This window comes from Pseudomonas sp. ANT_H12B (assembly GCF_008369325.1).
Classification (GTDB): domain Bacteria; phylum Pseudomonadota; class Gammaproteobacteria; order Pseudomonadales; family Pseudomonadaceae; genus Aquipseudomonas.
In genome coordinates this window covers 69451-95763 of the sequence record NZ_VOBI01000007.1, presented here as the reverse complement: position 1 = coordinate 95763, position 26313 = coordinate 69451, and the positions used below count along the sequence as shown (strand labels likewise).

The 26313-nt window shown below is 53.7% G+C and carries 23 protein-coding genes and 2 pseudogenes; 10 read left to right on the top strand and 15 right to left on the bottom strand.

Annotation, left to right across the window (positions count from 1 at the left end; genetic code table 11):
- Nucleotides 1-227 precede the first annotated feature (227 nt).
- The 5 genes from FQ185_RS12920 to FQ185_RS12900 all read right to left on the bottom strand — a co-directional run bounded on the left by FQ185_RS12920 (nt 228) and on the right by FQ185_RS12900 (nt 5178).
- Entirely contained in the window at nt 228-1271 is a 1044-nt protein-coding gene (locus FQ185_RS12920) for a cytochrome D1 domain-containing protein (protein WP_092239342.1), read from the bottom strand.
- A gap of 156 nt (nt 1272-1427) precedes the next feature.
- The gene (locus tag FQ185_RS12915; protein WP_115128418.1) at nt 1428-3764 is read right to left on the bottom strand and encodes a heavy metal translocating P-type ATPase; all 2337 of its coding nucleotides are present in this window, start codon (nt 3762-3764) and stop codon (nt 1428-1430) included.
- Between the two features lie 2 nt (nt 3765-3766).
- On the bottom strand, nt 3767-4021 hold the full coding sequence (locus tag FQ185_RS12910) for a DUF2933 domain-containing protein (RefSeq protein ID WP_092239429.1): 255 nt from the start codon (nt 4019-4021) through the stop codon (nt 3767-3769).
- Between the two features lie 97 nt (nt 4022-4118).
- Complete coding sequence (locus FQ185_RS12905; protein WP_092239346.1) at nt 4119-4655, bottom strand: plastocyanin/azurin family copper-binding protein; 537 nt, start codon at nt 4653-4655, stop codon at nt 4119-4121.
- Between the two features lie 169 nt (nt 4656-4824).
- Complete coding sequence (locus FQ185_RS12900; RefSeq protein ID WP_092239348.1) at nt 4825-5178, bottom strand: co-regulatory protein PtrA N-terminal domain-containing protein; 354 nt, start codon at nt 5176-5178, stop codon at nt 4825-4827.
- Nucleotides 5179-5387: 209 nt separating this feature from the next.
- Here FQ185_RS12900 and FQ185_RS12895 point away from each other — a divergent pair, with 209 nt between their 5' ends.
- The 4 genes from FQ185_RS12895 to copD all read left to right on the top strand — a co-directional run bounded on the left by FQ185_RS12895 (nt 5388) and on the right by copD (nt 9154).
- Nucleotides 5388-6077: a heavy metal response regulator transcription factor gene (locus FQ185_RS12895; RefSeq protein ID WP_115128416.1), complete on the top strand. Its 690-nt coding sequence runs from the start codon at nt 5388-5390 to the stop codon at nt 6075-6077.
- Nucleotides 6074-7462 (top strand): heavy metal sensor histidine kinase, encoded by a 1389-nt coding sequence (locus tag FQ185_RS12890; protein WP_115128415.1) that lies wholly within the window; start codon nt 6074-6076, stop codon nt 7460-7462. Before FQ185_RS12895 ends, FQ185_RS12890 begins: the two co-directional genes overlap by 4 nt.
- 360 nt (nt 7463-7822) lie before the next feature.
- Nucleotides 7823-8206, top strand: coding sequence for a copper homeostasis periplasmic binding protein CopC (gene copC, locus FQ185_RS12885; RefSeq protein ID WP_048388142.1), 384 nt, complete (start codon nt 7823-7825; stop codon nt 8204-8206).
- Nucleotides 8207-8209: 3 nt separating this feature from the next.
- Nucleotides 8210-9154, top strand: coding sequence for a copper homeostasis membrane protein CopD (copD, locus tag FQ185_RS12880; protein WP_115128414.1), 945 nt, complete (start codon nt 8210-8212; stop codon nt 9152-9154).
- Nucleotides 9155-9319: 165 nt separating this feature from the next.
- On the opposite strand, the gene tnpC is transcribed toward copD, so the two are convergent.
- Together tnpC and FQ185_RS12870 are read right to left on the bottom strand one after the other, a co-directional pair.
- A complete protein-coding gene (gene tnpC / locus FQ185_RS12875; RefSeq protein ID WP_115128413.1) occupies nt 9320-9676 on the bottom strand; it encodes a Tn3 family transposase post-transcriptional regulator TnpC in 357 nt (118 codons plus the stop codon).
- A gap of 294 nt (nt 9677-9970) precedes the next feature.
- Nucleotides 9971-10349, bottom strand: a pseudogene (locus tag FQ185_RS12870) (integrase); the annotation flags it as partial.
- Nucleotides 10350-10415: 66 nt separating this feature from the next.
- On the opposite strand from FQ185_RS12870, the gene FQ185_RS31085 reads away from it, so the two are divergent.
- From FQ185_RS31085 to FQ185_RS12850, 4 genes are read left to right on the top strand one after another with little or no spacing between them, the layout of a single operon-like run.
- Nucleotides 10416-10793: a transposase gene (locus FQ185_RS31085; RefSeq protein WP_158636783.1), complete on the top strand. Its 378-nt coding sequence runs from the start codon at nt 10416-10418 to the stop codon at nt 10791-10793.
- Nucleotides 10790-11134 carry an IS66 family insertion sequence element accessory protein TnpB gene (gene tnpB, locus FQ185_RS12860; protein WP_034138746.1) on the top strand — a complete coding sequence of 115 codons (345 nt, stop codon included), beginning with the start codon at nt 10790-10792 and terminating at the stop codon, nt 11132-11134. Before FQ185_RS31085 ends, tnpB begins: the two co-directional genes overlap by 4 nt.
- Before the next feature lie 37 nt (nt 11135-11171).
- Entirely contained in the window at nt 11172-12677 is a 1506-nt protein-coding gene (locus FQ185_RS12855; RefSeq protein ID WP_073453916.1) for an IS66 family transposase, read from the top strand.
- Between the two features lie 3 nt (nt 12678-12680).
- Nucleotides 12681-13259 (top strand): plasmid pRiA4b ORF-3 family protein, encoded by a 579-nt coding sequence (locus FQ185_RS12850; RefSeq protein ID WP_108524512.1) that lies wholly within the window; start codon nt 12681-12683, stop codon nt 13257-13259.
- Nucleotides 13260-13671: 412 nt separating this feature from the next.
- Here the strand turns inward: FQ185_RS12850 and FQ185_RS31080 are convergent, their stop codons facing one another.
- The 4 genes from FQ185_RS31080 to FQ185_RS12830 form a co-directional block, all read right to left on the bottom strand.
- Nucleotides 13672-14061: a Mov34/MPN/PAD-1 family protein gene (locus FQ185_RS31080; RefSeq protein WP_371923923.1), complete on the bottom strand. Its 390-nt coding sequence runs from the start codon at nt 14059-14061 to the stop codon at nt 13672-13674.
- A gap of 67 nt (nt 14062-14128) precedes the next feature.
- The gene (locus tag FQ185_RS12840) at nt 14129-15907 is read right to left on the bottom strand and encodes an E2/UBC family protein (protein WP_149414979.1); all 1779 of its coding nucleotides are present in this window, start codon (nt 15905-15907) and stop codon (nt 14129-14131) included.
- A gap of 6 nt (nt 15908-15913) precedes the next feature.
- On the bottom strand, nt 15914-17206 hold the full coding sequence (locus tag FQ185_RS12835; protein WP_149414980.1) for a cyclic GMP-AMP synthase DncV-like nucleotidyltransferase: 1293 nt from the start codon (nt 17204-17206) through the stop codon (nt 15914-15916).
- 5 nt (nt 17207-17211) lie between these two features.
- Nucleotides 17212-18273: a CBASS cGAMP-activated phospholipase gene (locus tag FQ185_RS12830; protein ID WP_256666383.1), complete on the bottom strand. Its 1062-nt coding sequence runs from the start codon at nt 18271-18273 to the stop codon at nt 17212-17214.
- Between the two features lie 445 nt (nt 18274-18718).
- Here FQ185_RS12830 and FQ185_RS31075 point away from each other — a divergent pair, with 445 nt between their 5' ends.
- Nucleotides 18719-19774 (top strand): STY4851/ECs_5259 family protein, encoded by a 1056-nt coding sequence (locus FQ185_RS31075; protein WP_218575113.1) that lies wholly within the window; start codon nt 18719-18721, stop codon nt 19772-19774.
- Nucleotides 19743-20063, top strand: a pseudogene (locus FQ185_RS12825) (transposase); the annotation flags it as partial. The gene FQ185_RS31075 and the pseudogene FQ185_RS12825, both read left to right, overlap by 32 nt.
- Nucleotides 20064-20255: 192 nt before the next feature.
- Here the strand turns inward: FQ185_RS12825 and FQ185_RS12820 are convergent.
- From FQ185_RS12820 to FQ185_RS12805, 4 genes are read right to left on the bottom strand one after another with little or no spacing between them, the layout of a single operon-like run.
- A complete protein-coding gene (locus tag FQ185_RS12820; protein WP_146427732.1) occupies nt 20256-20774 on the bottom strand; it encodes a hypothetical protein in 519 nt (172 codons plus the stop codon).
- Complete coding sequence (locus tag FQ185_RS12815) at nt 20771-22810, bottom strand: tyrosine-type recombinase/integrase (protein ID WP_146427730.1); 2040 nt, start codon at nt 22808-22810, stop codon at nt 20771-20773. The genes FQ185_RS12820 and FQ185_RS12815 overlap by 4 nt, the downstream gene beginning before the upstream one ends.
- Complete coding sequence (locus tag FQ185_RS12810; protein ID WP_149417762.1) at nt 22800-24800, bottom strand: hypothetical protein; 2001 nt, start codon at nt 24798-24800, stop codon at nt 22800-22802. The genes FQ185_RS12815 and FQ185_RS12810 overlap by 11 nt, the downstream gene beginning before the upstream one ends.
- Nucleotides 24797-26149, bottom strand: a complete 1353-nt coding sequence (locus FQ185_RS12805; RefSeq protein ID WP_146426085.1) for a site-specific integrase — start codon at nt 26147-26149, stop codon at nt 24797-24799. Before FQ185_RS12805 ends, FQ185_RS12810 begins: the two co-directional genes overlap by 4 nt.
- Nucleotides 26150-26313: the final 164 nt, after the last annotated feature.

Genomic DNA, 26313 nt, shown 5'->3' with positions numbered 1-26313 from the left:
CACCTCAATCAGGCGTCACCCGTCAGGGTCGGGGATCGTACGCATGCTAGACCTTGCACTGGGTACGCAGGTACCCGATTCACTTCGTGAGCGATCGCTATGTGTCGAACATGACGAGGTTCTGAAACAGCAGGCTAAACGCCTGCTCGCAGGCGTCGTTGCAGGCTTCGCGGATTTTTTCCAGGGCTTGGGTCTCGCTCCCTGGGCTGCACGCGACGGTCAAACCGTCAAGGCGTCACGCTGATGCCGTTGGGGGCCTTGCCGACCGGTACGGTCTTCGTGACCTTGCGGTCCTTCACGTCGAGCACGGAGACCGAGTTGGCGTAGGTGTTGGTAACGTATGCGTACCGTCCGTCACGGTCGACGACCACGCCATGAGCACCGGCGCCAGTCACGACTGTCTTGGCGACCTTGAAACTCTCCAGGTCGATCAGGCTGACGGTTTTGCCAGGCTTCTTCGGCGTGCCCTGGTTGGCCACCAGCAGCGTGCGCGAATCCGGCGTGACGTACAGCTGGATAGGCACCGTTCCGACGGCAACCTTGCGAATCACCTGGCGCGTGGCCGGGTCTATCACGGCGACGGCGTTTTCTTCCGACAGCGACACCAAGACAAGACGACCGTCCGGCGTGAAGCCGACTTGAGCCGGACCCTTGCCTACCTGCACCTGCGCGATCTCCTTTTGGCTGGCGGTATCAATGACCGACACCGTGCCGCCCTTGAGGTTGGCGACGTAGGCCTGCTTGCCGTCCGGACTGATGCGAAGACCGTGGGGGAACTTACCGACAGGAATCGTGGCGACAACACGCTGCTCCGATGTGTCAATCACACTCACCATGTCGTCGCCGCCGTTGGTGACGTAGGCAAGGCGGCCATCTGGCGACACCACCACATGGGCCGGGTGCATGCCGACCGGCACCTTGGCGATTACCGCGTCACTACTGGTATCAATGGCCCAAACGGCTCCTACCGTCGCCATCGTGCTGTGTTCACCTTTGGCCATTTCCTTATGCGCAGAGCCAGCCGCCTGATCAGGCTCGCCGTTATTGGTCACCCATACGACCTTTCCGTCAGGCGATACCTGCACGTTGTGCGGTGTCTTGCCGACGCGCACGCTTGCCAGTGTCTTGAACGACGCGGCATCGAGCACGCTGACCGTGTCAGCGCCCTCATTGGCCACATACACCTTGTCAGCGGCCCATGTAGTGCCGGACCAGGCCAGCAGCCCGACCTGTATTGCCGTTAAAAACCACTTACCTTTACTTGTCATCATGATTAATCCTTATTGAGAAAATAAAACTTCTATCGTCAGGCCTCAGCCTGCGGCGGCCCGTCTTGGATGCCATTACCGGCCACGTCGCCTCGAATCTTGTGATTCACCTCCTTAACCGTGACAGCCGCCGCCGTCGATACCACCAAAACAGCGGAGTCATACGCGTCTGTTTCGCAGCCGCAAAGCGTTGCCGATCACCGACACCGAACTCAAGCTCATGGCCAGCGCGGCAATCAGCGGCGACAGCAGCCAGCCGGTCAGCGGATACAGCACGCCGGCCGCAATCGGGATGCCCAGCGCGTTGTACAAAAAGGCAAACATCAGGTTTTGCTTCATGTTGCCCACCGTGGCTTCCGACAATGCGCGCGCAATCGCAATCCCGCGTAGATCGCCCTTGACCAGCGTGATCTGGGCGCTGTTCATCGCCACGTCGGTTCCGGTGCCCATGGCCACGCCGACATCGGCCTTGGCCAGCGCCGGCGCGTCGTTGATGCCATCGCCCGCCATGGCCACCACGCGGCCTTCCTTTTGCAACCTTTCCACCAGCAGCAGCTTGTCGGCCGGCTTGACCTCGCCATGCACCTCGTCGATGCCCAGGCGGGCTGCAACAGCCTTGGCCGTGGTCAGGCCGTCGCCGGTCGCCATCACGATGCGCAGCCCCGAAGCCTTGAGCGTCGCCAAGGCTTCCGGCGTGCTGGCTTTGATCGGGTCGGACACGGCCAGCAGGCCCATAAGTTGGCCATCGACTGCCAGGTGCATCACACTGGCGCCTTCTGCACGCAAGGCCTCGGCCTGCGGCACCAGGGCAGCGACCGAGACGCCGATCTGCTCCATCAGCGTGGTGTTGCCCAGCGCCAGTTGACGCCCTGCCACCTGCCCACGCACGCCGATGCCCGAGCCGGACTCGAAATTCTCGGGCTTGTCGAACAGCATGCCGCGCTCGCGGGCGGCGCGCACGATGGTTTCGGCCAGCGGGTGCTCGCTGCCCTGGTCCAGGCTGGCGGCCAGGCGCAGCACCTCGTCGGCATCAAAGCCGGGCGCAGGCACGGCGCGCTCGAACGTCGGACGCCCCTCGGTCAGGGTGCCGGTCTTGTCGATGATGAGGGTGTCGATTTTGCGCATGTTTTCGATCGCTGCAGCATCACGGAACAGCACGCCGTGCGTTGCACCGCGACCGGTGGCGACCATGATGGACATCGGCGTGGCCAGGCCCAGCGCGCAGGGGCAGGCAATGATCAGCACCGACACCGCGTTGATCAGGCCGAACACCCAACGCGGCTCGGGACCGAACAGGCCCCAGCCGAGGAAGGCCAGCAGGGCGATCCCCATCACGGTGACGACAAAGTAGCCCGCCACGACGTCGGCCATGCGCTGCATCGGCGCACGGGAACGCTGGGCCTGCGCCACCATTTGCACGATCTGGGCCAGCATTGTGGTCGCGCCTACATGTTCAGAGCGCATCACCAGTGCGCCGCTGGTGTTGAGCGTGGCGCCGATCACTTTGTCGCCCACGCGCTTGGTGACCGGTATCGGCTCGCCCGTGAGCATGGATTCATCGACCGAGCTGCCGCCTTCAGTCACCACGCCGTCCACTGGCACCTTCTCCCCAGGGCGAACGCGCAGTAAGTCGCCCACATGTACATGGTTCAGCGGGATATCCTCTTCGGTGCCGTCCTCCCGGATGCGGCGGGCGGTCTTGGGCGCCAGGCCCAGCAGCGACTTGATGGCCGCCGAGGTCTGCGACCGGGCCTTGAGTTCGAGCACCTGGCCCAGCAACGTGAGCGAGATGATCACGGCGGCCGCTTCAAAGTACACAGCGACGCGGCCCATGGAGATGAACGAGGCCGGGAACACCTGCGGCGTGACCGTGGCGACCACGCTATAGACGAAAGCCGCACCGGTGCCCAGACTAATCAAGGTCCACATGTTCGGACTGAGGTTCTCCACGGACTGCCACCCGCGCGTAAAGAACGGCCATCCGGCCCATAGGACGATGGGGATCGACAGCACCAGTTCGACCCAGCTCTGCACGGTCATGTCCATCCACTGGAAACGGTGGCCGAACATGGCGAGAACAAAGACCATGCCTGTCAGCGGCAAGGTCCACCAGAAGCGGCGCTGAAAATCGCGCAATTCGGGGTTCTCATCGTCGTCGAGTTCCGGCAGCAAGGGCTCCAGCGACATGCCGCATTTGGGGCAGTTGCCCGGATGGTCCTGACGTATCTCGGGGTGCATCGGGCAGGTGTAGATGGTGCCGACGGCCGCTGGCGCGGTCTCCGCCGGTGGTGCCGGCGTGAGGTATTGCAGCGGATTTGCCGCAAACTTGCCCTGACACTTGGCGCTGCAGAAGTAATAAGGCCGGCCCTCGTGCGTTAACTTGTGAACAGACTGCTCCGTGACGGTCATGCCGCACACCAGATCACGTAGACCTTCACCTTGGGGGTTTAATGGATGGGAGTGACTATGGTCGTGGTGGCTCGTGTTGGTGGCCATGATTATTTTCCGTCCTCATTCTTGTTGGTTTCTGCCTGATCAGCATTTCGACCATGCCCTCCATGGCCATGTCCAAAAAAATGCATCAAAGGACAGATCAACAGGATCAGATAGGGTAAATAAGGCGAAACATGGCTGAAGTGCTCCCGAACCAGGTAAAAGACACCAATCGCAACCAGCATGATCAGTACAACGCCCGTTTTGCTCCTCCAGAAAGACGAAGGAGCGTTTTCAACCGAATGATGATGGTTAGTCATGATGTAGTCCCCACTGTCCTCGCAAAAGTTGCGGTGACGTCTGCGACTGAGAGTAGTCAACGCTCGCTTTGAGGCGGTGATATCGATCAAGCCACGTTTACTTCACTTCAAACTGACCAACCATTCCTGATTGGTAATGACCAGGTACGTTGCAGGCAAACTCCAGCCCCGTGCTCTTGGCGAACGTCCAGATGAGCTCTTTGGTTGCGCCAGGTTCGATCAAGACGCTGTTCGGATCGTTGTGCTCCATCCCGACCATCTTCATTTCCCCCATGCTATGCCCCATATTGCTCATGGCTTGCCCGGACCCAATAGGCGTGAGCGTGCCGTTCTGGAACATGGCTGCCATCTCTTTTTGGTGAGCAGCATGTGCAGCTGCGTTACCAATATTGAATTCATGCAGCAGCGAACCTTCGTTGCGCAGGACGAATCGAACCGTCTCTCCGGGTTTGACATTGATGTTTTTGGACGCGAAGAAAATGTCGCCCATTTTCACCTCAACGGTGCGGGTAACCTCGGCAGCGGTTCCAGGTTGACCAATGTCATCTTTGCCATGCCCCACACTAGCCATGGCTGTAGCACCGAAAAATAGAGCCATTGTCGCGATAACAGGGGTAAAAAATTTAGCGTTCATAGTGACCTCAAGGATGAGCGAGAAAAACACTCGCTATATTAAAGTGACTGAGCTACCAGTTAACTGACCTGAGCACTACATTTCTGTCAGTTTTTAAAATAAACAACGGCGTCTAAGCGACGTCGTTTGTAATCGCAATTAATTGCGAAAAGCCTTGAAAGCAGGATATTTACTGATGGTTTTCTGAAAGCATTAGTTTGTGTTCGCGTTGCATTTGGTTCAAAACGTCATCGACGATTTTGTCGTGCTTCTCCATCCAGGCGAGATGCTGTTGGGGCGACATTGATGCATCGGGATGGTCTTGATGGAGTTGGCTCATGATCTCGCCAAGCATTTTCATGTGCTCTGCCATGTGCACATGGCGTTGGCCTGCAGGGGCTTTTTCGGCTTGAATCAGAACGGTTTCCGCTTTATTACGCATACTTTCCATGCGCTCCATCACTCGGTCTCCGCCGCCCTCAGCCCATGCCGAGGCCGAGAGCAGGATCGAGCCAGCCAGAAACACGGTTTTGAGATAGCTCATGGGGCAGCTCCTTGATAGGAATGGTGTCCGACTCCTGAGGGTTTTTCTCTCTGGAGAGTCGGATGAGCACTTGACGGTGTTCATGGGCAAACCCTAGACAACGCTTGCTGACATCAACCTGAAGCCAGAATTACATTTCTGTCAGTTTCTGGTTGGCTGAGCTAATTCGTTGCAAACTCAGCCCCATCATCACTTTGAGAGCCACTCCCATGAGACTGTTGGTTGCGGAAGACGAACCGAAAATAGGTATCTACTTGCAACAGGGCCTTACTGAGGCTGGGTTCAACGTTGATCGTTTCACCAATGGTACTGAGGCCCTGCAACACGCCTTGAGCGAAGCGTATGACCTGCTGATTCTGGACGTCATGATGCCCGGTCTGGATGGGTGGGAAGTGCTTCAGAAGGTGCGTTTGGCAGGGAAAGATGTACCGGTGTTATTTCTGACTGCGCGAGACCGTGTTGAAGATCGCGTTAAGGGGCTTGAGCTCGGAGCGGATGATTACCTGATCAAGCCCTTCGCATTTTCTGAATTGCTGGCCCGCGTCAGAACACTGCTGCGTCGCGGTAATGGCGCACCCTCGCCAACCAATTTGAAACTGGCCGACCTAGAGGTTGACCTGCTCAAACGCAGGGCCATTCGGGGGGGGAAACGCATAGGCCTGACGGCCAAAGAGTTTGCGCTGCTGGAGTTGCTGCTCCGTCGCCGGGGCGAAGTGCTGCCGAAGTCGCTCATCGCCTCGCAAGTTTGGGACATGAATTTCGACAGCGATACCAACGTAATCGAGGTTGCGGTGCGCAGGCTCAGGGCGAAGATTGATGACAGCTTTGAGGTCAAGCTGATCCACACCGCACGTGGTATGGGCTACATGCTTGATGCACCGGATTCGGAGTCAAAATGAACCGTCTGTCCCTGACTACACGCATGAGTCTGATGTTCATGCTTGCGGTAACAGCTGTGCTCACCGTCGCCGGAGTCAGCTTTAACCACCTCAGCCAGCATCATTTCAAAATGTTGGATCAAGAGGCTCTAAACGAAAAACTCCACTCGACCCAGAGAATCCTGGGGGAGCTGAAGAGCACCGATCAATTCGGCGAGTTAAAGCCCGAGTTACAGGCTCTGCTCGGGGCTCACCGTAATTTGACAGCCGTCATCCTAGGCGATGACGGGAGGCTACTTTTCGCTGACCCAGGGCCAGTCAATGTTCCGGAGGAGTTCCTCACGACCACCAACAATAATTTTTGGGAATGGCAGAACCAAGAGCAGATGTTCCGTGGTTTGACTGCTCAAGCGATGGTGACCGGTCGGGACAAGCCGCTGACCGTGATCTTGGTTTTTGATGTTACTGAGCACATGTTTTTCTTCGAGACGCTCCAGCGATGGTTCTGGATAGGGCTGGTGATCAGCGCGCTCGTCAGTGTGGGGCTGGGTTGGTTGGTTGCCCGCAGTGGCATGCGTCCGATTCGGCAGGTGACCATGGTCGCTGCGTCGATGTCGGCCAAATCACTTAAAGAGCGCATTCCATTAGCGTCTGTTCCAAAAGAGCTTCAACAGATGGTGTCGTCGTTCAACGCGATGTTGTCACGTCTGGATGATGCTTTTGTCCGGTTATCAAATTTCTCTGCGGACATTGCTCACGAACTGCGCACACCGGTCAGTAATCTGATGATCCATACCGAAGTGGTGCTCTCTAGAAAAAGGGATATTGAGGACTACGAAGACAATCTGTATTCGAATCTGGATGACTTGAAGCGTATGTCTCGGATGATCGACGACATGCTCTTTCTGGCTAAATCTGACAACGGCCTGATCCCCCATGAGAACAAACCGATAGACCTATTGGAGGTCGTGGAGAAACTGCTCGAATACTACCGCCTGCTGGCAGATGAGCGCGGCATCAACCTGACGGTTTCAGGGGGAGGGAGTGTTCGGGGCGACGTACTAATGCTGCACAGAGCTGTCTCGAATCTGCTTTCTAATGCGCTGCGGTACACCCCGGAGGGGAGGACCATCAATGTCGATATCCAACAGAGAAATACCTCGACATTTGTGGTCGTGGAAAATCCAGGAGAAACCATTGCACCCGAGCACCTTGAAAAGCTCTTCGATCGATTTTATCGCGCGGATCCGGCACGGCGTGAAGGGAGCCCCAGCAATGCTGGACTGGGGCTCTCAATTACGCGGTCGATCGTAGAAGCCCATGAAGGCAAGATCTGGTGTACCTCATCCAATCGAAAAACAGCCTTCCATATGGAATTTCCTAATGCCGGATCGAAACGGGCCTAGCCTCGCTGAGGCGCCGTCTTGGAGCAAGGGGCGCGGCCTTTGCTCCAAGACGGATTGACCGACAGGCTTCAGAGAGAAAGCCAATGTAGTGCACATCGGGAAAATAAAAAGCCACGACGACAACCCTCAATTATGGACCAGAGGGCATGCGTAAAGCTTACTGAAATGTAATCGAATGGTCGGCAGTCATGTGGCATCGTGTCCTAGCTCTATAACGCGGATCATTCTGATCCAGAACCTGGGTTAAGTACGCGGCATACGCTTGGTATTTGCCTGTGGTTTTAATCGGAATTGAGAAGTAAAAACTAGATCTCCCCAACCCAACCTCGAACCAACAGCTTATGCTGTGAGGAGTCTTGCATGTCATTCTTTAAAACTACTACCGTAGCTGTTGCACTTACCGTCGGTTTGCTCGTGAGCGCTATCGCCCAGGCGCATCCAAAACTGGTGTCTTCTACCCCAGTGGAAGGCTCGACGTCTGCGGCACCTTCCAAGATCGAGCTGCACTTCTCGGAGAACCTCACGACTCAGTTCTCGGGAGCGAAACTGATCATGACTGACATGCCGGGTATGCCGAATTCACCTATGGGTGTTAAGGCTGGTGTCGCCGGCGGCGACGATCCGAAAATGATGGTTATCACGCCCGCCGCTCCGCTAACCACAGGTACTTATAAGGTCGAATGGCGGGCAGTCTCTTCCGACACTCATCCCATTACCGGCAATTTTTCTTTTAAAGTGAAATGATCCATGAGCGACTCAATCAACATCGCCGTTCGTTTCGCTCTTTATATGGACCTCATGCTGCTGTTTGGATTGGCCATTTTTGGTTTGTATAGCCTACGGGGGAAAGAGCGAGTGTCCGGCGCTGTCTTAAACTTTGAGTCGCTCCTTTTCGGCACCGCAGTTGTTGGTGTACTTCTGTCTCTTGCCGCTATGTTGTTACTTGCGAAAGCAATGAGCGGCGTTTCAGAATTTATGGAGCTTCACCATCACATCTTCGAAATGGTTCTAACTGGTACCGACGTCGGGCTCACCTGGATGGTCCGAATAGCAGCCCTGGTGCTGGCAGGTATCGCCATCACACTTAACAAGCGCCTCCCAACCCTCAGTCTTTGGGCGGTTACCGTCTTCGGTGCTATTGCTCTCGCTACCCTAGCGTGGACAGGGCATGGCGCAATGGACGAAGGCAATCGTCGTTATATACATTTCATTAGCGATATTCTTCACCTTCTGGCAGCCGGCGGTTGGATGGGAGCTCTGGCCGCATTCGCTTTACTGCTGCGTGCGAAAAGACTAAATGGCGGACAAGAAATACGGGTTCTCTCCCGAGTCCTGACTGGGTTTGAATCAGCTGGCGCGCTAATTGTTGTGACTTTAAGCATTACTGGCGTAGTGAATTATCTCTTTATCGTGGGCCCAACCCTGGACGAAGTGATGATGACTACTTATGGCACTCTGCTATTTTTGAAAGTCTTGCTCTTCGCAGGGATGATTATATTAGCGACGCTAAATCGATTCCATTTGAGTCCACTGTTAGAACGCTCAATCAAGGAAGGGGACCATGCCGTCGCCGTCAATGCTTTACGACGTAGTATGATCCTTGAATTCTCCGTTGCAGTAGTCATAGTATGCCTTGTCGCTTGGCTAGGAACCCTGAGCCCGGGGATGGATATGAGCACGGTGCAGCATTAATAATCCGCATAATGTCCACAGCTACCTGGAGCGCCTACGCTCCAAACGCAAATTTTGTGAGCGTTGAGCCAAACGTCCATGTTGTCGTAACGCTACGGTTCTCAAGCCACAACTCGTTTGTCACCAGCATGTTGACTCCGGGGGGTAAAATCCGCACCCTTGCCGCTAATAGTCAGGAGCAAGTGCTACCAAAGGAGCCAAGTGTTTAGAGCCTGTTTGCAAGCAAAAACATAAGGCAGAAATATCCCCTTGAAGGGCGATCGCCTTCTCCCAAATACTGTCAACATCAGCGGTAGCTACGGCGAGAGGGGAGCCTTCCAATATCGTCATGGCCATGGCATGTAGATGTAAAAAGTCGTCCTTAATGCAGCCGATCCCACCAATTTCAGCAAGACAGGCATCTAGCCGGTCCACCAAGTTAAGTAATTGAGAGATGTCGTAGCTCGCGCGCAGAGAATCGAGTGCCTTGGCATCGACGTCCCCATAGGGTGTCACTCGAAACGAAACCGGCGGGATGTGCATTAGTTCGCCTCCTCAACTTTGCTATTGGGCATCTGTTTCGCACGCATTGGAGCTCAGACTCTGAGAGCGAATAGCTCTGATGAAGCTCTTTCGACGACAGATTCGCCGGCAGCTTCGGATAGGCTGTCCGCTCCAGAGAGGCCATGGAGTTCGTCCCTCAAGGAAAAGCAAAACCTTCAGCATAGACGGCTAAACTTGGGACGAGGAAAGGAAACGCAGAAAAAATTTAAATCATAGCAATATCATAATATTACAGAGCGAATGTCCTGATTTTCCTTTATCTCGGCATAACCCCGTGGAGAGATGATCTGAGCCGTGCAACCGGGTCGGAAACAAGAAGTCCTCACTGCGGAGGAGGGCCTGATGCATCCAAGCCTCCAGAACCGTTCGGGTTTGCTCAGTGATTTCAAACTGGACTGGGTGCTGAGTTTTCTGCTGCATCACGATGGCCCGTGACGACACATGTTCCCCATGGGCTATGTCTCGTACTCGCAGCTTGGTTAAGTCACAGGCGCGCAGCTTGCTGTCGATGGCCAAGTTGAAGAGGGCCAGATCCCGTGTCTTCTCCGCGAGCTGGAGCCTGCCAGATATCTCTGACTCGGAGCGGGGCTTTCTGCCCGACAAGCTTACCCTTGTTCCAAGGCTGATGGCTGTATGGTAACCGTCCGGCCAGCACCCTCTCCTGACAGCCCTCCAAATTAGCCAAGATAGTGGACACCATTTTTTAGTGGACACTATCTTGGATACCGTTGCCCTAGCCCGTCGAACCGGCCGCCGCCCCAACTTCCCGCTGGCGTTCAAACGCCAAGTCGTCGAGGCGACCCTCCAGCCTGGCGCCTCCGTGTCGTTGATCGCTCGTGAGCATGACGTCAATGCCAACCTAGTGTTTCGCTGGCGGCATCAATATCAGGAAGGGGTATTCGGCGCCGTCAGCCAGAGCGCAACGCTTTTGCCCGTCCAGGTGATGGAGGCGCCAATCGATCTGCCGCACGTCGTCCAGCCACAGGCGGAGTGTCATTCCGAGATCGCAGTTGAGGTCGGAAAAGCCAAGTTGCGTATCATGGGCGCACCCGATCCGCAGACGCTGCAATTCGTCTTGCAGCAGTTGCTGCGATGATTGCCCCGCCCGCTGGAACCCGTATCTGGATCGCCGCCGGCGTCACGGATATGCGCCGTGGCTTCGATGGTTTAGCGGCACTGGTGCAGACACAGTTGGAAGCCGACCCGTTTTCCGGTCAGATATTTGCCTTTCGCGGACGGCGCGGTGACCGGATCAAGCTGTTGTGGTGGGATGGCGACGGCTTGTGTCTGTTTTGCAAACGGTTGGAACAAGGGCGCTTCGTCTGGCCGCAAGCAACCAGCGGCAGCGTGTCGCTGACGCCTGCGCAGTTATCGATGCTGTTGGAAGGCATTGATTGGCGCAGGCCAATTCGTACAGCGCCTGTCCTCGCAGTCTGACTTGCCGCGCTGAAAAAATCCCCAGTAACATGCGGTCATGACTCTCGTGACCGACTCCCTGCCGAACGATCTTCAAGCCTTGAAGACTCTGGTCTCTGCCCAGCGGGCAGAGATTGAGCGCTTGAAAATGATGATCGCCAAGCTGCGTCGTACGCAGTTCGGTCGCAGCTCCGAGCAACTGGACGCGATGATCGATCAACTCCAGTTGAGCCTCGAAGAGCTGCAAGTCAGCCAAGCCGAAATGACAACGCCAGTCGAACCGGCACCTCGCGCAGTTTCGCGCCGCAAACCATTGCCCGAACACCTGCCTCGCGAAACTCACGTGCATCAGCCCGAGTCGCAATGCACGGGCTGCGGTGGGGAGCTTCGCTATTTGGGTGAGGATGTGTCCGAAGTGCTGGAGTACGTTCCGGCACGTTTCAAAGTGATCCGCCATGTTCGCCCCAAGTGGGTCTGCCGCTGCTGCGAGCACATCGCCCAGGTGCCGGCGCCGAGTCGTCCGATAGCCCGAGGCCTTGCAGGCCCGGGGTTGTTGGCCCATGTGCTGGTCTCCAAGTTTGTTGATCATTTGCCGTTGTATCGGCAGTCCGAGATCTACGCCCGTGAGGGCGTGGAGCTGGAGCGCTCAACCCTGGCCGACTGGGTGGGCCAGAGCAGTCAGTTGCTCAGGCCGCTGATCAACGCCCTTGAGCACCACGTCATGAGCGGTCACAAAGTCCATGCAGACGACACGCCGATTGGCGTGCTCGCGCCGGGCAACGGCAAGACCAAAACGGCTCGCCTGTGGACATACGTGCGGGACGACCGACCTGCGGGTGACTCGACACCGGCGGCGGTCTGGTTTGCCTACTCGTCGGATCGCAAGGGGCAACATCCGCGCGCTCATCTCAAGGGCTTTAGCGGGATCTTGCAGGCTGACGGCTACGCCGGTTTTGCTCAGCTGTATGCGACGGGCACTATTGAGGAAGCTGCATGCTGGGCTCACGCCCGGCGCAAGTTTTACGATGTCTACAAAGACTTGGCTTCACCCCTTGCCGCCGAGGCGCTGCAACGGATTGCGGCCCTGTATGCCATCGAAAGCGAGATCCGAGGGCAGCCGCCCAACCTGCGAAAAACGGTTCGGCAAAGTCGGGCCAGTCCGCTGCTGGAACACCTGCACGCATGGCTTAATCAGACGCTGACTCAACTGTCGAAAAAGTCGGCATTGGGCGGTGCAATCCTCTATGCCCTCAACCGGTGGCAGGCCCTAACGCGCTACTGCAATGACGGCCGAATCGAAATCGACAACAACGCCGCCGAACGGGCGCTACGCGCCGTCGCGCTGGGCCGCAAAAACTACCTGTTTGCCGGTTCCGATGCCGGCGGAGAACGAGCCGCTGCGATTTACAGCCTGGTGGGTACTGCCAAGCTAAACGGGTTAAACCCACAGGCCTATCTGGCCTACGTACTTGAGCACATTGCCGAACACCCGATCAATCGGGTGAGCGAGTTGCTGCCTTGGAACATTTCTTTGAATCACACTGAACACTGCGAGGCCGCCTGATCCATGGTTAAAACTGTCCGTTTACCCAAACCCGCCCCCGACCTGTTACTGCTGCACATCGAGCTGAAGTGGATCACTCCGAAGATTTGGCGTCGGTTCGCGGTGCCTGAAAACATCACCTTGGGCAAGCTGCACCATGTCATCCAGGTCGTGATGGGCTGGAGTGATAGCCATCTGCATGAGTTTGAAATTGCTGGTGAGAATTACGGCATGCCCGACCCTGATGGTTGGGGGCCGACGGTGAACCCGGAAGCCCGTAAAACGCTGATCAAGGCGCTGAACGGAAAGCGGACATTCAATTATCTCTACGACTTTGGTGACAGCTGGCATCACAGTATCAAGGTCGAAAAAACGCTACCCGCTGTTGCCTGTCCTCAGGTGCCGTATTGCATCGACGGCGCCAATGCTTGCCCACCGGAAGACGTGGGTGGCGGGCCTGGTTACGAGGAGTTTCTGGAGGCGATGGGCAACCCCGATCATCCAGAGCATGACGCCATGGTTGAATGGCATGGCGATGTTTTTGATCCGGTGACATTTGAGTGCGAGCGCGTGAACCAGTGGTTTAAACGGATTAAGGTTTGAGTTGCAAGGCGGTGTAGCTCGGACGCTTACGCTGTATGTAGCAATAATCTTCATGGCTTGTCCTCCACGCTGAGGGAGGACAAGGGTGGATCAGTCATGCTGCGTGGTGGTCGCTAACCGGCCCAGAGTGTGTAAAAACGTTTTTCAGCGAGATTGGCGCCCAAATCAGGGCTGAAAATCGCGTCTCTACGTAAAATCCAGGTCTGCCAACCAGCCGATAAACTTCAGACTTCACATAGAAGCGCAGACTTCAATTTTGACTAAGCTTTTTTACACACTCTGGACCCATTGCAGCCGGTCGGCGCTGGCAGAAATCGGCCATAAGCGGTCCGTCAGTTAGTACCACCCGAACAGTGATTGTTTTCTTTACAGTTGCTGCGCCTATTCAAGAACTTTTAGTAGCGAGCCATTATTAAGCCTCAAGAAGAGGGGTAATTATTCGAGCGTCCTTTTTGGCTGCCCAGATTTCCTTACGACCTACTATCAATAAGACCATTTTTTCGTGGCCGGCAATAAGGTGCCGTTGCCATGTGCCCAAATCTGTAGATGAAGGCGAGGGAGAGTCCTCCGGGTGGGTGTGCCATTCCCCAAGATATTGAAGCATCCCTGACGAACTGATGAAGGCTTCATCTACAGCAGTTTGATGATGCGCTCCTCTTCGGTCTACAAAACATCGATGCCTGATATCGCCAGGTCCAGGCTCGGATATCCGATGAACCACCAAGTGCGGCCCTCGACGCTCCCCGATGAGTACTCCGGCAGCTTCGGTGCTAAACCAGCTTAGTTGGCGGTAGGCCAGCATTCTCTTTAGAGGAGAAGGCGTGATCACTAGCAACCCACCATGCTTATCTGTAAATGTCAGCTCAGTGTCAGTCATGGCAAATGGGACAAGTGCGTTGTTTAGGTAAAAGTCTAGCTTGTTTGGAACGACTGCCGTCCAACATGTGTTCGCTGTACGTCCAGCTAAGACTTGGCTCCAAAATCGAAAGTACAGCTTCCTGCATCATAGCCGCGGTGATCACGCTGACCGCCGCGTCATAGGGTGTGAAGGTATTCCCGCAACTGACGAAGCGTTCCTCGGCCGTATTGATTTTACTGAACCGTAGATCCAAGCCATTTTTGTAAAAGGCGGGATCCATAAGCATGCACCCGTAGCAACAACTACCATCGTCAATCATGACTTTTGATGAGCGACCGTTGCCATCGTTAAATCCGTGAACAACCTTGGGACGCTTGTTGTTTGGTATTGTGCGAACTACGTGGGCCAAGCGTTTTGCCACTGGAGGCCGGCCAGTTGCATCAATGACGATGTCGTACTGGTTCAACATCTCGGGGGTAATTGAAAAATTAGCGGGCTTTCCCTCTACCTTACAATTCAAATGTGTAGAGGCTTTAAGCGTGGCTGCTAAAGCTTTTGCTTTGTTCTGCCCAAAATCCACGGTTGAGAGTGGATGGCGTCCAAAGTTTTGAGGACCGAATGAGTCGTCGTCGTAGAGATCAAATCGAGCGTTTCCGCAACCTGCGCCAGAGCGAAGCAGCAACCCACATAGATATCCACCTATGGTTCCACAGCCTAGGAGCGCAATGCGTTTAGTACTCAAGTCGCCGGTTGCAGATCGACGGCGGTTACGGCTCAAAATCGTCTTTCTGTCTGCTCTAGTTACCTCAAGCCGAGAGAATTTATGAACCGAGCGCTTGGCGGAAAGACATGTGATCAGCGTCTTCGATTTGACTACACGTCCCGTGCGTTTCTTCCGATTGTTTTTCTGGGGATAGGTATTCAATCCAGTCGCAGCAATATCGAGCTCAACAAAGAGCCCGACCAAGTCCTGGTGACGAACATCGAAAAGAAGCACATGTCGTTTCACTGGATTATTCACAAAGTGATCCAGCAGGCGGCTACGAGCACTTAGATCTACCTCGGTAAGCCACTGGAGTAGTGCCCGGAGATTTTGTGGCGGCCATTCAACACCAGCTAGGCGGGAAGGGTTGATTTTGAAGTAGCTTGTGAGAATCGTCCTTCCGTCTTGCTTCGTAAGGCATCTCTGCCTCAGCCACTCATTGAATTCGCTTTCGTCCCCTTTCTCATAGGCAACCCACTCCTCACCTGAGGCCTTTCCTGGGTTTGCTAATCCGCTCTCATTGAGAGTCACATAACATTCCATTTCTAATTTTTCTGATGCATCTGAGAGAAGATATAACTTCTTCTGGGGTAGCCAATAGGATGAGAACTCGCCCTCCATTTCCCGGTCATCGGGCGAACCTTGATTCGCTGAGGTGACTGAGGCATTTAGCGTAGTTTGGATTTGGCAATCGACCTGCAGATAGAGCTCCTGCAGATTATTCGCATCCCAGTCAGCTTCCATCTCTCGGACATAGCACAGGTACCACCCCAGATTGACATGTGGCAGCAATCGATTCTTGTACTGGTCAGGTTTTTTGAGAATGTACGCATTAGGTAAAGTGATATGAGGGTCTATAGGGAGGCTCAAAGCAATGCTGAACTCGCCACCCGTAGTTCCATAAGATTTGACGTAAAACCCTTTGGCGACGTCGAGGAGACACAGAGGCGTGCCTTCCGGGATGTGCCGGGCCTTGGTGTATTGAAACCCACACCCCAGCAATACCTGATGAAGCTCACTAAGCATTTAGTGTTAACCGCTCGCCATGGTGTTGCTGATGGTCGCAGCTTGGGCGCCACGTGTAGGCTCATTGGCAAACGCAGGGGCAGACTTTTCACTAACGATAAGGTCGCTTTTGAGCACCCGCTGGCCGAACGCACGATTGATAGATTGGAGAGCGAGTTCTTTAGATAAGCACTGCTGAGCATCAATCAAAATACCGTGCAGCTCAGAGAGTCCTGCCATGATTTCCACCTCGCGCTCCTCGTGCTCAATACGCGGCGGAAAGAGCGGTTTCTCGTCAGTGTGGTCTGGGCTTTCCACCCCCTTTGAGAACTCGTCAGGAAGGTACTTTGCGAGCATTCGCATCGTTGCACCAAGATCATTTCTATCGTGTGCAATCCGATCAAGAATACTGACGGTAGCGGCCATCAGTGAAATAGACGAAGGGCCCCCACCCTTTTCCCATTGAACATCTCGCCACGATTTCATAAAACGGCAAATACTGCGTAGGTGAGGGCCAATGCGCCGGCAACTATTGTTGAACCAGTCTTCGACAATTTTGGGATCACTCTTCATCCACTTTTGATCACCTTCGCGCAACGCCAGGTTCACGCAGTCCTCATCAAGCTCATAGTCGGCACTTTCTAATGAAAGCGACCCATTTATCGAATCCATGACCATGCCACGGCTTTTCGCCAGAGCTACTTCCTTGAGCAAAAATTGGTCTTCTGGAATTGCATACATAGGGACATCAATATGTGTGTGCTCTGCAGGGATTTTGATTCGAGCACAGGTTCGCTTGGCCTCAAATTGCCAGCCTACGTTTTCATGCACCAAGGACTTCAGCGATGAGTCCACAAGAAGCAGGAGCAGTTGGTGGCCAATAACGGGGCGATCTTCAAAGATGGCCATTGGGAGATATGTGCCATCATCTATGTCCATTTCCTGAGGCGGGGTGGCGTACGGATAATTGAGAGTATCGTACTGAAAACTTCCCTGTGTCCAAAAGCGCGGTGTAAGAGACAGAAAAGCTTTCCGCGCTTCATCATCCATGTCTCTGAGAAGCTTTGCTGCCTCAGTCTGAGCTTGCGGACTAAGATGTTTTAGCCGAGAGTTCGCAACTCGAGCTGTAATACTTTCGAGAGAGATGGTCGCACTGGATGTTCTGACGAGCTCTTTCGCTTCGTTGAAAACCTCTTTTGTGCGGATTCGGACTAGGTCGCGCAATCCTTTAAGCTTCACGACACAGGGCTCTGCTAATCTCAACTTACTAATGAGCCCGTCGGTGCTGTCGTTGTAATAGCGGTGGAAATTCCAACTCATCACTTTTACTCCTGTTGGACGGGACCAGGTACAGCAAAGGGTGCTGCCGGATGTTTGAAGAAGGCTTGCAATAGAGGGTTCTTGGTGAACTCGTTAGTAGCCAGCTGTTTTCCCCGGCTTGCGAGGTTACGCAAGCTACTTTCGCTTGCGTTATCCAGAGTGATATCGGATGCAGCTTCGTTAGGAACGATATCGTCAAGATAGACGTAGTTTTCTGATGCGTTATACGTTCTGAGCTCCCGCTCCAACATTGCTTTATGAAGCTGCTGATTCGCGGTCATAGTGGTCAGCACCAATCGCTCACCAAGGCCCCACAATCCGAGATAGCCACTGTTGCGCTTTGACTCTAGCGCGGCTGGACTCACCGTGTACTCCTCCCCCAGTGTGCCGACATTCAATATCTTGACATCGGCAACCGTGGCGTCCGGAAAGTCGCTAGTCATGTCCCGGAAAACTTCATGTAGTCCGATGAAGCTTGGGTTGTTAGCAACCAAGCCTCCATCAGCGAAGTACGCATCCAAATCCACGCAATGATGAGGCGCAAAGTAGGTAGGTGCAGCCGATGTAGCCATTGCTGCATCTATCAGCTTGAGACGACCGTCACGATTGAACGCCGGATTATGAGGAGTTTTGAAAAACTGGGGTTTGCCGGTCGAGAGGTTCACAGCGGGAATCATGACGCGACGTGTCAAGTCACCAAATGTGGCATCGGCTCCAATCATCCTTGCGACGGCGTCAAAGAGTGGTTTGCTGCTGTATCGGGCACTAAAAGCAGCCCTCCATTTTTTCCGCCAAGAGCTCATACGGGGAAAGATTAGGGGGGCCTGGACGCGGAAGACCGCCTCTAGCTCCCTGGCACTTTTTCCGGATGCGAGCCCTAACGCCAGAATTCCACCAATTGAGGTGCCCGTAATCAGGTCGAAGTACTCTCCTGCTTTTACGTTCGACTGCCCGGTCTGTTGCTCAATGATTCGCTCAATCTCAGCGAGCACATTGATGGTAAACAGACCTCTAGCCCCCCCACCATTTAGGCTGAGAATTTTGATGCTACCGCTATGTGCCGCCATGGAGCGCTCCATTGTAGTGGCTTTATGATGGTAAAATGAGGTCACTTATGTAGGTTTCAAGAGGCCAGCATAAATATAATTTTTAAGGTGACGCTACTAGGCGGCTGCGCAATGTCAGCCTTCTCTGGTTTGAACAGCTCCAAGTCTCCTGGAAACTTTGAAGCCTAATGATCAGTTCGCCCTGAACGTCCATATGGCGGATTGCGGCCGGTCACAAATGGCAGCTAATGGCCGATTTCTGCCTGTCGCGACTGACCGAAATCGGGCATGAGAGTGTACAAAGCAGCCTGGGTCAGGCCAGTCCCGACCATGTTCATCAGCTCGACTTCGGCTTGTAAGCGCCCAGGATTAATTGAAATCCATCCACTTCGTAGTCGGTACGTGGGCTCCAGACTGACCGACCCCCAACCCATCCGTCGTTTCGTTTCGCTCACCGCCTGTGGGTATGGGGACTCTTCTATGGAAGTATGCCGATACGATACAGACTCGGCTGAAAGTGGTTTGCCTGCCCGCCGATGCTTCGGTCGAGGTAAGCGCGGAGAGCGACAGCCGCGGTGGTGTTCTGTGGCTCCGATCTTGGCCAGCTCTGGGCGTGGGTTGTGAAAATGACTCCTGCAATCTAGTCGCAGAGCAACTAGGACGCGATTGGAAGCTCACTTTACGGGCACATGACCACTCCGTGCCGGCGGAAGTAACCCTCACCCTCACCCTCGCCTGGCCGGGCAACCAAACGCAGCATCTGATAGTCCCCTTTCCAGCGACCGGAGCAGTCTTTCTTGATCCTGAAGGGCGGCGGATGCAGCCTCATCAGCGGATTGATGTTAACGATCTACTTGGCAGCCGCCTTCGGCTACTACCCGGGCAGCATCGTCGGCACTGGCATGTGTGCCTTTTGCTTCGAGACAGCGCGCAAGGCCGTCCGCTTCTGACTCGGACTTTAGAGTACGGTGTGTCCGAGGAAATCCGGCTTTTTGACTACATTCGGCCGATCCAGGAAATGCTCGCATGCACTGAGTCGCTCGATGCGACAGTGACCATCGAATGCCAGGAGCTCAATACGTCAGTGGCCTCCATTCAAGTGGGGCGTTACACAGCGAAGCTTCTGTGCGACCTCGAAACGGGGGCAGTTTGCTTTCCACACGCCGAGCGGATATCGGAGGGCGGGATTGAAACGCTTGGCATTTTTACCGTCCCCATCTCACATCCAGACGTTGCTCCCGAACAGCTTAAGCAAGCTCGATCGGAGGACTCGTACTTGAGGCGCTGGTGGTTTAACCCAGGCAGCCGCGACCCGGGTCCTTGGTTTATTTTCCCTGACAGCACTTCTAGGTCAGCGTTTCGCCCCTTCATTTGGGCCATTGGCCAACCATATGGCCAGCCCCAACCAGAGCTTTCAGGGCTTAGCTTGGCGTTGTCGCTGGTAACAACCGAAGAGCGTTATGCCGCACTTTCGGCCGTGGCCGAACACCTATACCGGAGTGGAGAAACGCCCCGAGCATGAAGGTCGCCAGGTCATCTGGCAGATTGCCGCCCGACGCAGCACCTACCAGAAACTGGGCAAGCGCAGCGATCTGTACAAAGCCAAGCGCAAGATCGAAAAAGCCAAGGCGCAGGTAAGGGCGAAGGTCGAGCACCCGTTCCGGGTGATCAAGCGCCAGTTCGGTTATGTGAAGACGCGCTTCCGTGGCCTGGCCAAGAACACGACACAGCTGGTGACGCTGTTTGCGCTGTCGAATCTGTGGATGGCCCGCCGACATTTATTGAGCAATGCAGGAGAGGTGCGCCTGTAATGTGGGGAATAGCCTCCGCGAGGTGCTTGCAGCAACTAAAAAGACAGGAATGAGTGAGTGATCTGAGCGTTTTGGATCGACTCGCCACTTTCAAAATCGGCGGTGGCCGAAGTCAGCGAGAAACACATGGCTACTTCAGACTATCCCTAGAGCGGGTTACTGATAATATTTTGCTTTTGGTATAAGCGCTTGCTATTTTCCTTTCGGACGAATAGAAGCGATGTTCTTGCTGCCGGCCCTACTCAGCATTTCGCGGAGTTCATCATTTTCCCGTTTTAGTTCATAATTTTCCTTTCCGAGCGCCGCCAACTCAATGAGTCTCTCGTTGTGTTCAAGTTCAGCCAGGGCATAAGCGTTGGCTATGCGAGCATGCTCCCGCTTCCAATGTTCAGCGCGCTCGGTAACAGCCCTACGTACAACGAGTTCTCCCTGTGAAATTTTACCTTTAACGTGTTCTATCCATTCATCCACCATCTTGTTTGTGGTGGCTTTGTGCGTCTTGTTTTGAAGTGTCTGGTCATCTACATGCGCCCGCCGGCATAACTCGGCTTTCGTAAGTCTGCCTCCATTGAGCGGATACAACCCTTCGTTCTGTTCAACTTCACTCTCGATAAGTGCCATGGCTTGCTTCAGTTTTGAAACAAATGAGCTAGAGCGGGACTTGGCGTAGTCTTGAAGCCCGTTGGGCAGTGAAGTGTTCTTCGGAGTCATGTTGCATCCTTTAGGGCAGAGTTAGCCAGTGCGTAAGCGACTATAGGATTGGTCTGCCACTTTTGGCGGATGTCGGCAAAGCGGTTGATATTGGCGCATATTTGACCAATCCAGTATTCGGCCTGATGCGATTCGTCATTCTTGATAGCTTCTTCCAATTCTGAAACGCAGAACTCCATCGTATTGTCCACCTCGTCTCGTAAGAAGTACTCCTCAAGGCGATTTTCGCACGACGACCGGCAGCGCGAAGGCTCAGGGCTTCCCACATTGCGAGTGCAAGGGCCAGCCTGTTTAGGCCCCTTGGTGCACACCACGCCAGGCCGCACCAAAATCCACATTTTTCCAGACAGTGTCGCAGTATCCGCTAGGTCGCGTATGTCATCGACACCTAACTTGTCTTTTGCCAATCGTACTTTCTCCTGTCTTACTGCCTCTCTTATGATTGGCGCTGCCGGTCCACCGTTTTCATCGGCATGTGCAATAGCGTCACAGGCAAGCATGATTGTCTGAGCTTGTGCCACTTCTTCCATTTCAGCCCGTATTAGCGGGTCAGTCAGGATGTAGTGCAACGTCATTTCGATATTCTTATGACCGAACAAGTCCATCACAATTTTCGGAGCCCCCACGATACATAGCGCAAGTAGCCTGGCCAGTGTTTTTCGACATCTGTGCGCGTGAATAGGTTTTTCCCCCAGCGAAGCTGCGAGACTGAACGACTCTACAATCAGCGTAAGTTCTATATTGTAGCCCGCGTCGGCCGAATCGTTATCTACGTCGCTCTGCCGTAACAAGCGCCAGATACAGTTGGTTTCTCTAAAATGCCCGACCCTATTTGTGACTCTGTTCCAGCGTCGAATAATTTTTGCTACCCGCTCCTGTTGATTGAGTGCTGTAGCGCCGATGCTTGGTAGAGGCCAATCTCGTTCCTCACCGCCTCTTTGGGCCTTCAATTTGTACGTTCTGCCATTAATCAGATTCGTACCATCTTTCGATTCAATTAGGCAACCTTCATTCAAAGAAAGCGCCTCGCCTATCCTTGCACCGGTACTCAACAGCACAATAAATAAATGGCTGGCCTGTAGCAGGCGCAAAAGGGCCTTTACTTCATGCGTATGACACGGCGGCCAGGCGCTTGCCTTTTTTTTTCTGCAAGTCCCGGTGTAACTCAGTGGGATAGGTATCTGCTCAAGCACATTACCGTCTGCATCTTTCCATACGTATTCCGAAAGAATCGCGTCCGCCGCCTCCGTCCTTTTGGTGGCTTGTGTCGTCTCGGCAAAATGGGATATGTTGAGTTTCTCCCATGCGTTCAATATGCTTTCAGCACAGTCAATGATTGCTGGCCCCATGTGTTCAACTAGCCAAAGTACCCGCGCACCAGCGTCTGCCACGAACTGGTCAGGCAGTGGGAGCCATGGGTCAATGTCCTTACTTCCTCTTGGTTGTCTTGCCTTTTCGCTCTTACGTGACTGTTCTTCGATCTGGTACAAGTCAACTTTCGGCAAATCGTCCCACCATTCTTTGGATGCCCAATAACGTAACCTTTTTATTTCGGTGTATGAAATTGCCTTCTCAATGTCCTCTTCGGTAAGTCGGTTCAGTAAATATCCAGGCGTCACTGATGCGAGGTTTACTGCGGCTCTAAAGTAGTCCTTCGCCACCAGTAGTTGCGAGACCACGGTATTAGGTTTCAGATGTCCTGAGATTGGATTCGGTGCCATAAAGAGCAGTAGGACATACCGCGTCGCAACTGTGACTGCCAGTTCTTTTGTGTCTGGTGATGCGTTCTGCACACCGCAGACCTTCTCCAAATATTGAATTCTGCGCGCGTCGATGCTGGCCGCCCCGGCCGGCATCCATGCTCTGGGGATTTCGATTACGCCCCACTTGGAGCCAAGGCCGAGAGCATTTTGTAGTCGGAGTAGCTCCGGTCGATTTAGGCGATGGATGCTCTTTGCGTTTATGGTCATGCTTGCTTGTGACCGCAGATGCTCAAGCGATGACTCTGGAGCCATCGCTGTTGGGTTAGGCTGCATATTCACCCTCCATAGCCAATAGAGTTTGTATGGCGCTAGCTACTTGCTTCTTCCAATGGGAAATCCGGCTGTCAACTGAGGCAGCATCCCAGTTTTCATATAAGATTCGCTCCGTACTTTCCGTCTCATTGGGCCAAGAGGAACCGTACCAAGACGGCAATGGGATATTTTCTTTAATCGTATGCAATTGCGCCAGCCTTCTTGCGAGGGCGTCCATGCTGTCTTCGAATATCACTGCATTTGGGCACAATGAGCAGCGTTGTATGCGGCAGCCTTCACCAGGCATATGCTCAGGCGCGAGCGATTTGGGCGGATTTTTAAAATCCTTGCATCCGGTTCCAACCCTCGTTCGGTCCTTATGGGCCGCCCACCGCTTTCGCTGCTCCTCAGTGACTTCACCTCTTTGGACGAGCGCATGCAGGATGGCAGGGTCTACGGCATTCGTTGCTCGAATTTCGTCCCACAACGCTTTTGTAAAACCATACATCGTCCGCTCACCATGGGCTTTCCATTGCCGTTTCCGCAGATAGTGGACCAGCGACTGGATATTTTTATGGCCTGCAGCAAGGTGTGCAACAATCCATGAGTAGTTACTGCGCCGATATTGTGCAGAAATATAAGCGTCCCGAAAATCACCAATTTTTATTGAACTGTCAATCTGGTCGTCTTTATTTCTTTGTGTGTTGATTTCAAAGATTAATGTTGATAAACGCTGTTCAGACTCGTAAACGACCCTATTATTTAACGCAGAAATTGGGCTCGACTCTTTCGTGATCACGTGAAGCCAAGGCGACTTGATGCATCGCTTCAGCTCATTGATTTTGAGGTGTGTTTCTTCATTCGCCGCGTCAGGGTTGTCCTCTTTTAACCTTTCCAGCTGATTTAACTCCGTCTTTAGTTGTTCTCGCAGTGGCTCAGTTCTAGCTATCACTGCCACCAACAAGTTATAAGCTGACAGCTTGGGCTTCACTTCACTGGCTGCTCGCTGGTACTCGCCGTTCGCCCTGTCTTTAACAGCATAGATGATGGCGAAAGATTTGTTGGTTGGGTGCGGACGCCAGTAATCATCGACATCAATATCGAGTGCTGTTTGAAGATTCCACCCTGTTTTACACAGAAATAGGTATAAAAAATGTGCTGACTGTTTGCGGTTCGGGTATAGTCCGCTAACTGCAGCAGGAAAGCCGGCAACGAAAGGGTTGTTGTAGTTTTCAGTATTCTGTAGACCAAGCCATGCCACGTACTGGTCTCGGCGCACGACTGGATTGCCCAGTTCAGTGCACGCTTGTCTATAGGCGCAGTGAGCATGCCGTTCGTTGAATGCACCATGCCAATGGCCGGGAGTCCAGCCACTCGACGCTATGTGCCATCCACTCATCTCGGCAATGATTTCATCAGCCTGTTTCCACATAAGGAACATTTCTCGGATCTTCCTGGTTAATGCTATTGCAATAGCATTAATGTGCTTTTGGTCTGGCAAAGAAGTGTGTTGTGGTGATGGTCGAGGGAGGCGAATATCCAGGGGATGCTGCTTCCTTGTCTTTCTTGCATCATTAAGCACAACCAGAAAGATACTCGTTCCGTGTGTGAAACCCTCTTTGAGTGCCAGGGCTCCATGTACGAATTCATCGATATCTTCGATGTCTTCGACCGGTTTGATATCGGTGTACTTATCAAACAATCGCCACCACGCCCGCATAGCCGAAATAAGGTGAATCAATGTCTTTTGAGGTGCAGCGCCATAACGACTCCGAATATGAGGCATGAGAGCAGCTGTCAGTCTCGGGCGACCGCTGTGTCCCCCTTTGTCCCAAGCATGTGCGCGTTCCGGCAATGTGCGCCCCTCTGCAAATGCTGTTGCATCGAATAGGGAAGGCTTCGTAGCGTGAGTGGATATGAAGCGGAGCGAATTACCATCGGCCTCGCAAGCCAAAATCGTCAGTGTCGGAGTATGCCTGGCTTTGTTTTTTTTTCGGATTGACTCGGTCATTCTGTCTCCTCGCACGTAAGGTCACCTAATTCCAGTGCATACGCGTTATGAAGTTCGATAATGTCGAACACGTCCCGTACCCAGGTCAGATACATCTCTGTGGTCTTCTTGTCGATATGACCGAGTTGTGGCTGGATAGTCAATTGGATAATGTCGATGGCACTTCCTGTTATCCAATTAATGGGTAGGTTGGTTTCAAGTGCCAATCGAGTCTGTGTTCTCATGCGTTCAAGCTCAAGCAGGAGCGTCTTACAGGCCCAGTAATGACGTCCCAAGTGCGGTGACCAGCCTTCAAATGGTAGCGAGGGGGCGCTGGCCCATGCTTCGTATAATTTTTGCGCCGACACTGGCATGCCTGTAAAGTCAGAAAGGAACACCTGCTGGGGCGGGTTGCGGCGGCGCTCTTCTTGTTCCGCTTTTGTCTTGCCTGACTTGATGTACATTTTCAGCAACCTAGGCCGCTCAAACTCAATGTAGTGCCAGAGTCGGCCGGCCAGTGCCATCGGTATCACGATGCTTCGTGGAGGACCAACTTCTTCATCATCCTTCAGTCTCTTGCCGCCCTTAGCGCCGTGCTCGATAGTGACAACGACATTCGTTGCGGCTACGTGACCCATGCGCCACTTGTTCCTATCATCAGGCAAGGTGTCGAGTCTCCACTCCACAGCCTCTTGCCGCCGAACTCCGGTATTCAAGATGAGCTCTATCATCAGTGCCTTCGTGCGGCCATACCGTATCCGGACCGAGTTCAGCCACTTCCGAATCTGTTCGTCAGTAGGTATCCGTAAATTTTTCGGCTTCAGGCGGCGCTTGTTTGCTCGTGTCGTGTATTCGACGACTCGTGCATGTGTCGAAGTTATGCCACTTTGCAGATAGCTTCTCGTAAATGTAGGAATATCGAACGGCTCGCGTAGGCCCTTTTTCAATGCCCATATTAAGAAACTGCAAGCCGTATCAACCCGTTGATTGATGGTTGAATTTTCAAGGGGACAGCCATCCGCTGTAAATGAACCAGTCGCCATTTCATGCTCATACCCTGCAACGATGTCACGGGCATAGTCGAGCGTTTTCCAATCTTTGCCACGTGCCGCACACCACTCCAAGAAATTAACTATCTGCGCTGCGAACGTATTCAAAGATGCGCGGGTAGGCTGACGAACCGTTCGTAACGCGCCAGCCTCAACATCGGCTGGAGTTGGTGTTGCGCGTTCACGAAGATATCTTGAGGCCTCACGGTGGTAGGTCCATTCACCGTCAAAGATGACTGGGACATGCGCAATGCTGTCGAATCCATTTTTTTTCAAAAGCGGCTCGTCTGGATGGAACACGTAAAAGTTGGAGTTGGGCATTTTTCTGCTCAGTCTCAGCTGCAAAAGTAGCTTGCAAATATGAAATTGTTTTATGCGCGTGTACAGCATAGACAATTTATATTTCGCTGCACGTTACTCCAACATATAAATAGAATGGGGTATGGAAATATTGTTTATGATAAGGGTAGATGAATTTGTCACCA

Bases quoted from the DNA above. Each gene is read 5' to 3' on its own strand.
- FQ185_RS31075 (WP_218575113.1), top strand. From the start codon at position 18,719: ATGGGGACTCTTCTATGGAAGTATGCCGATACGATACAGACTCGGCTG.
- FQ185_RS12855 (WP_073453916.1), top strand. From the start codon at position 11,172: ATGACTCTCGTGACCGACTCCCTGCCGAACGATCTTCAAGCCTTGAAG.
- FQ185_RS12840 (WP_149414979.1), bottom strand. From the start codon at position 15,907: ATGCTTAGTGAGCTTCATCAGGTATTGCTGGGGTGTGGGTTTCAATAC.
- copC (WP_048388142.1), top strand. From the start codon at position 7,823: ATGTCATTCTTTAAAACTACTACCGTAGCTGTTGCACTTACCGTCGGT.
- FQ185_RS12890 (WP_115128415.1), top strand. From the start codon at position 6,074: ATGAACCGTCTGTCCCTGACTACACGCATGAGTCTGATGTTCATGCTT.
- copD (WP_115128414.1), top strand. From the start codon at position 8,210: ATGAGCGACTCAATCAACATCGCCGTTCGTTTCGCTCTTTATATGGAC.
- FQ185_RS12815 (WP_146427730.1), bottom strand. From the start codon at position 22,810: ATGCAGCCTAACCCAACAGCGATGGCTCCAGAGTCATCGCTTGAGCAT.
- FQ185_RS12915 (WP_115128418.1), bottom strand. From the start codon at position 3,764: ATGGCCACCAACACGAGCCACCACGACCATAGTCACTCCCATCCATTA.
- FQ185_RS12900 (WP_092239348.1), bottom strand. From the start codon at position 5,178: ATGAGCTATCTCAAAACCGTGTTTCTGGCTGGCTCGATCCTGCTCTCG.
- FQ185_RS12905 (WP_092239346.1), bottom strand. From the start codon at position 4,655: ATGAACGCTAAATTTTTTACCCCTGTTATCGCGACAATGGCTCTATTT.
- tnpB (WP_034138746.1), top strand. From the start codon at position 10,790: ATGATTGCCCCGCCCGCTGGAACCCGTATCTGGATCGCCGCCGGCGTC.
- FQ185_RS12895 (WP_115128416.1), top strand. From the start codon at position 5,388: ATGAGACTGTTGGTTGCGGAAGACGAACCGAAAATAGGTATCTACTTG.
- FQ185_RS12920 (WP_092239342.1), bottom strand. From the start codon at position 1,271: ATGATGACAAGTAAAGGTAAGTGGTTTTTAACGGCAATACAGGTCGGG.
- FQ185_RS12830 (WP_256666383.1), bottom strand. From the start codon at position 18,273: ATGGCGGCACATAGCGGTAGCATCAAAATTCTCAGCCTAAATGGTGGG.
- FQ185_RS12910 (WP_092239429.1), bottom strand. From the start codon at position 4,021: ATGACTAACCATCATCATTCGGTTGAAAACGCTCCTTCGTCTTTCTGG.
- FQ185_RS12820 (WP_146427732.1), bottom strand. From the start codon at position 20,774: ATGACTCCGAAGAACACTTCACTGCCCAACGGGCTTCAAGACTACGCC.
- FQ185_RS31080 (WP_371923923.1), bottom strand. From the start codon at position 14,061: ATGCTGGCCTACCGCCAACTAAGCTGGTTTAGCACCGAAGCTGCCGGA.
- FQ185_RS12810 (WP_149417762.1), bottom strand. From the start codon at position 24,800: ATGACCGAGTCAATCCGAAAAAAAAACAAAGCCAGGCATACTCCGACA.
- FQ185_RS12850 (WP_108524512.1), top strand. From the start codon at position 12,681: ATGGTTAAAACTGTCCGTTTACCCAAACCCGCCCCCGACCTGTTACTG.
- tnpC (WP_115128413.1), bottom strand. From the start codon at position 9,676: ATGCACATCCCGCCGGTTTCGTTTCGAGTGACACCCTATGGGGACGTC.
- FQ185_RS12835 (WP_149414980.1), bottom strand. From the start codon at position 17,206: ATGAGTTGGAATTTCCACCGCTATTACAACGACAGCACCGACGGGCTC.
- FQ185_RS12805 (WP_146426085.1), bottom strand. From the start codon at position 26,149: ATGCCCAACTCCAACTTTTACGTGTTCCATCCAGACGAGCCGCTTTTG.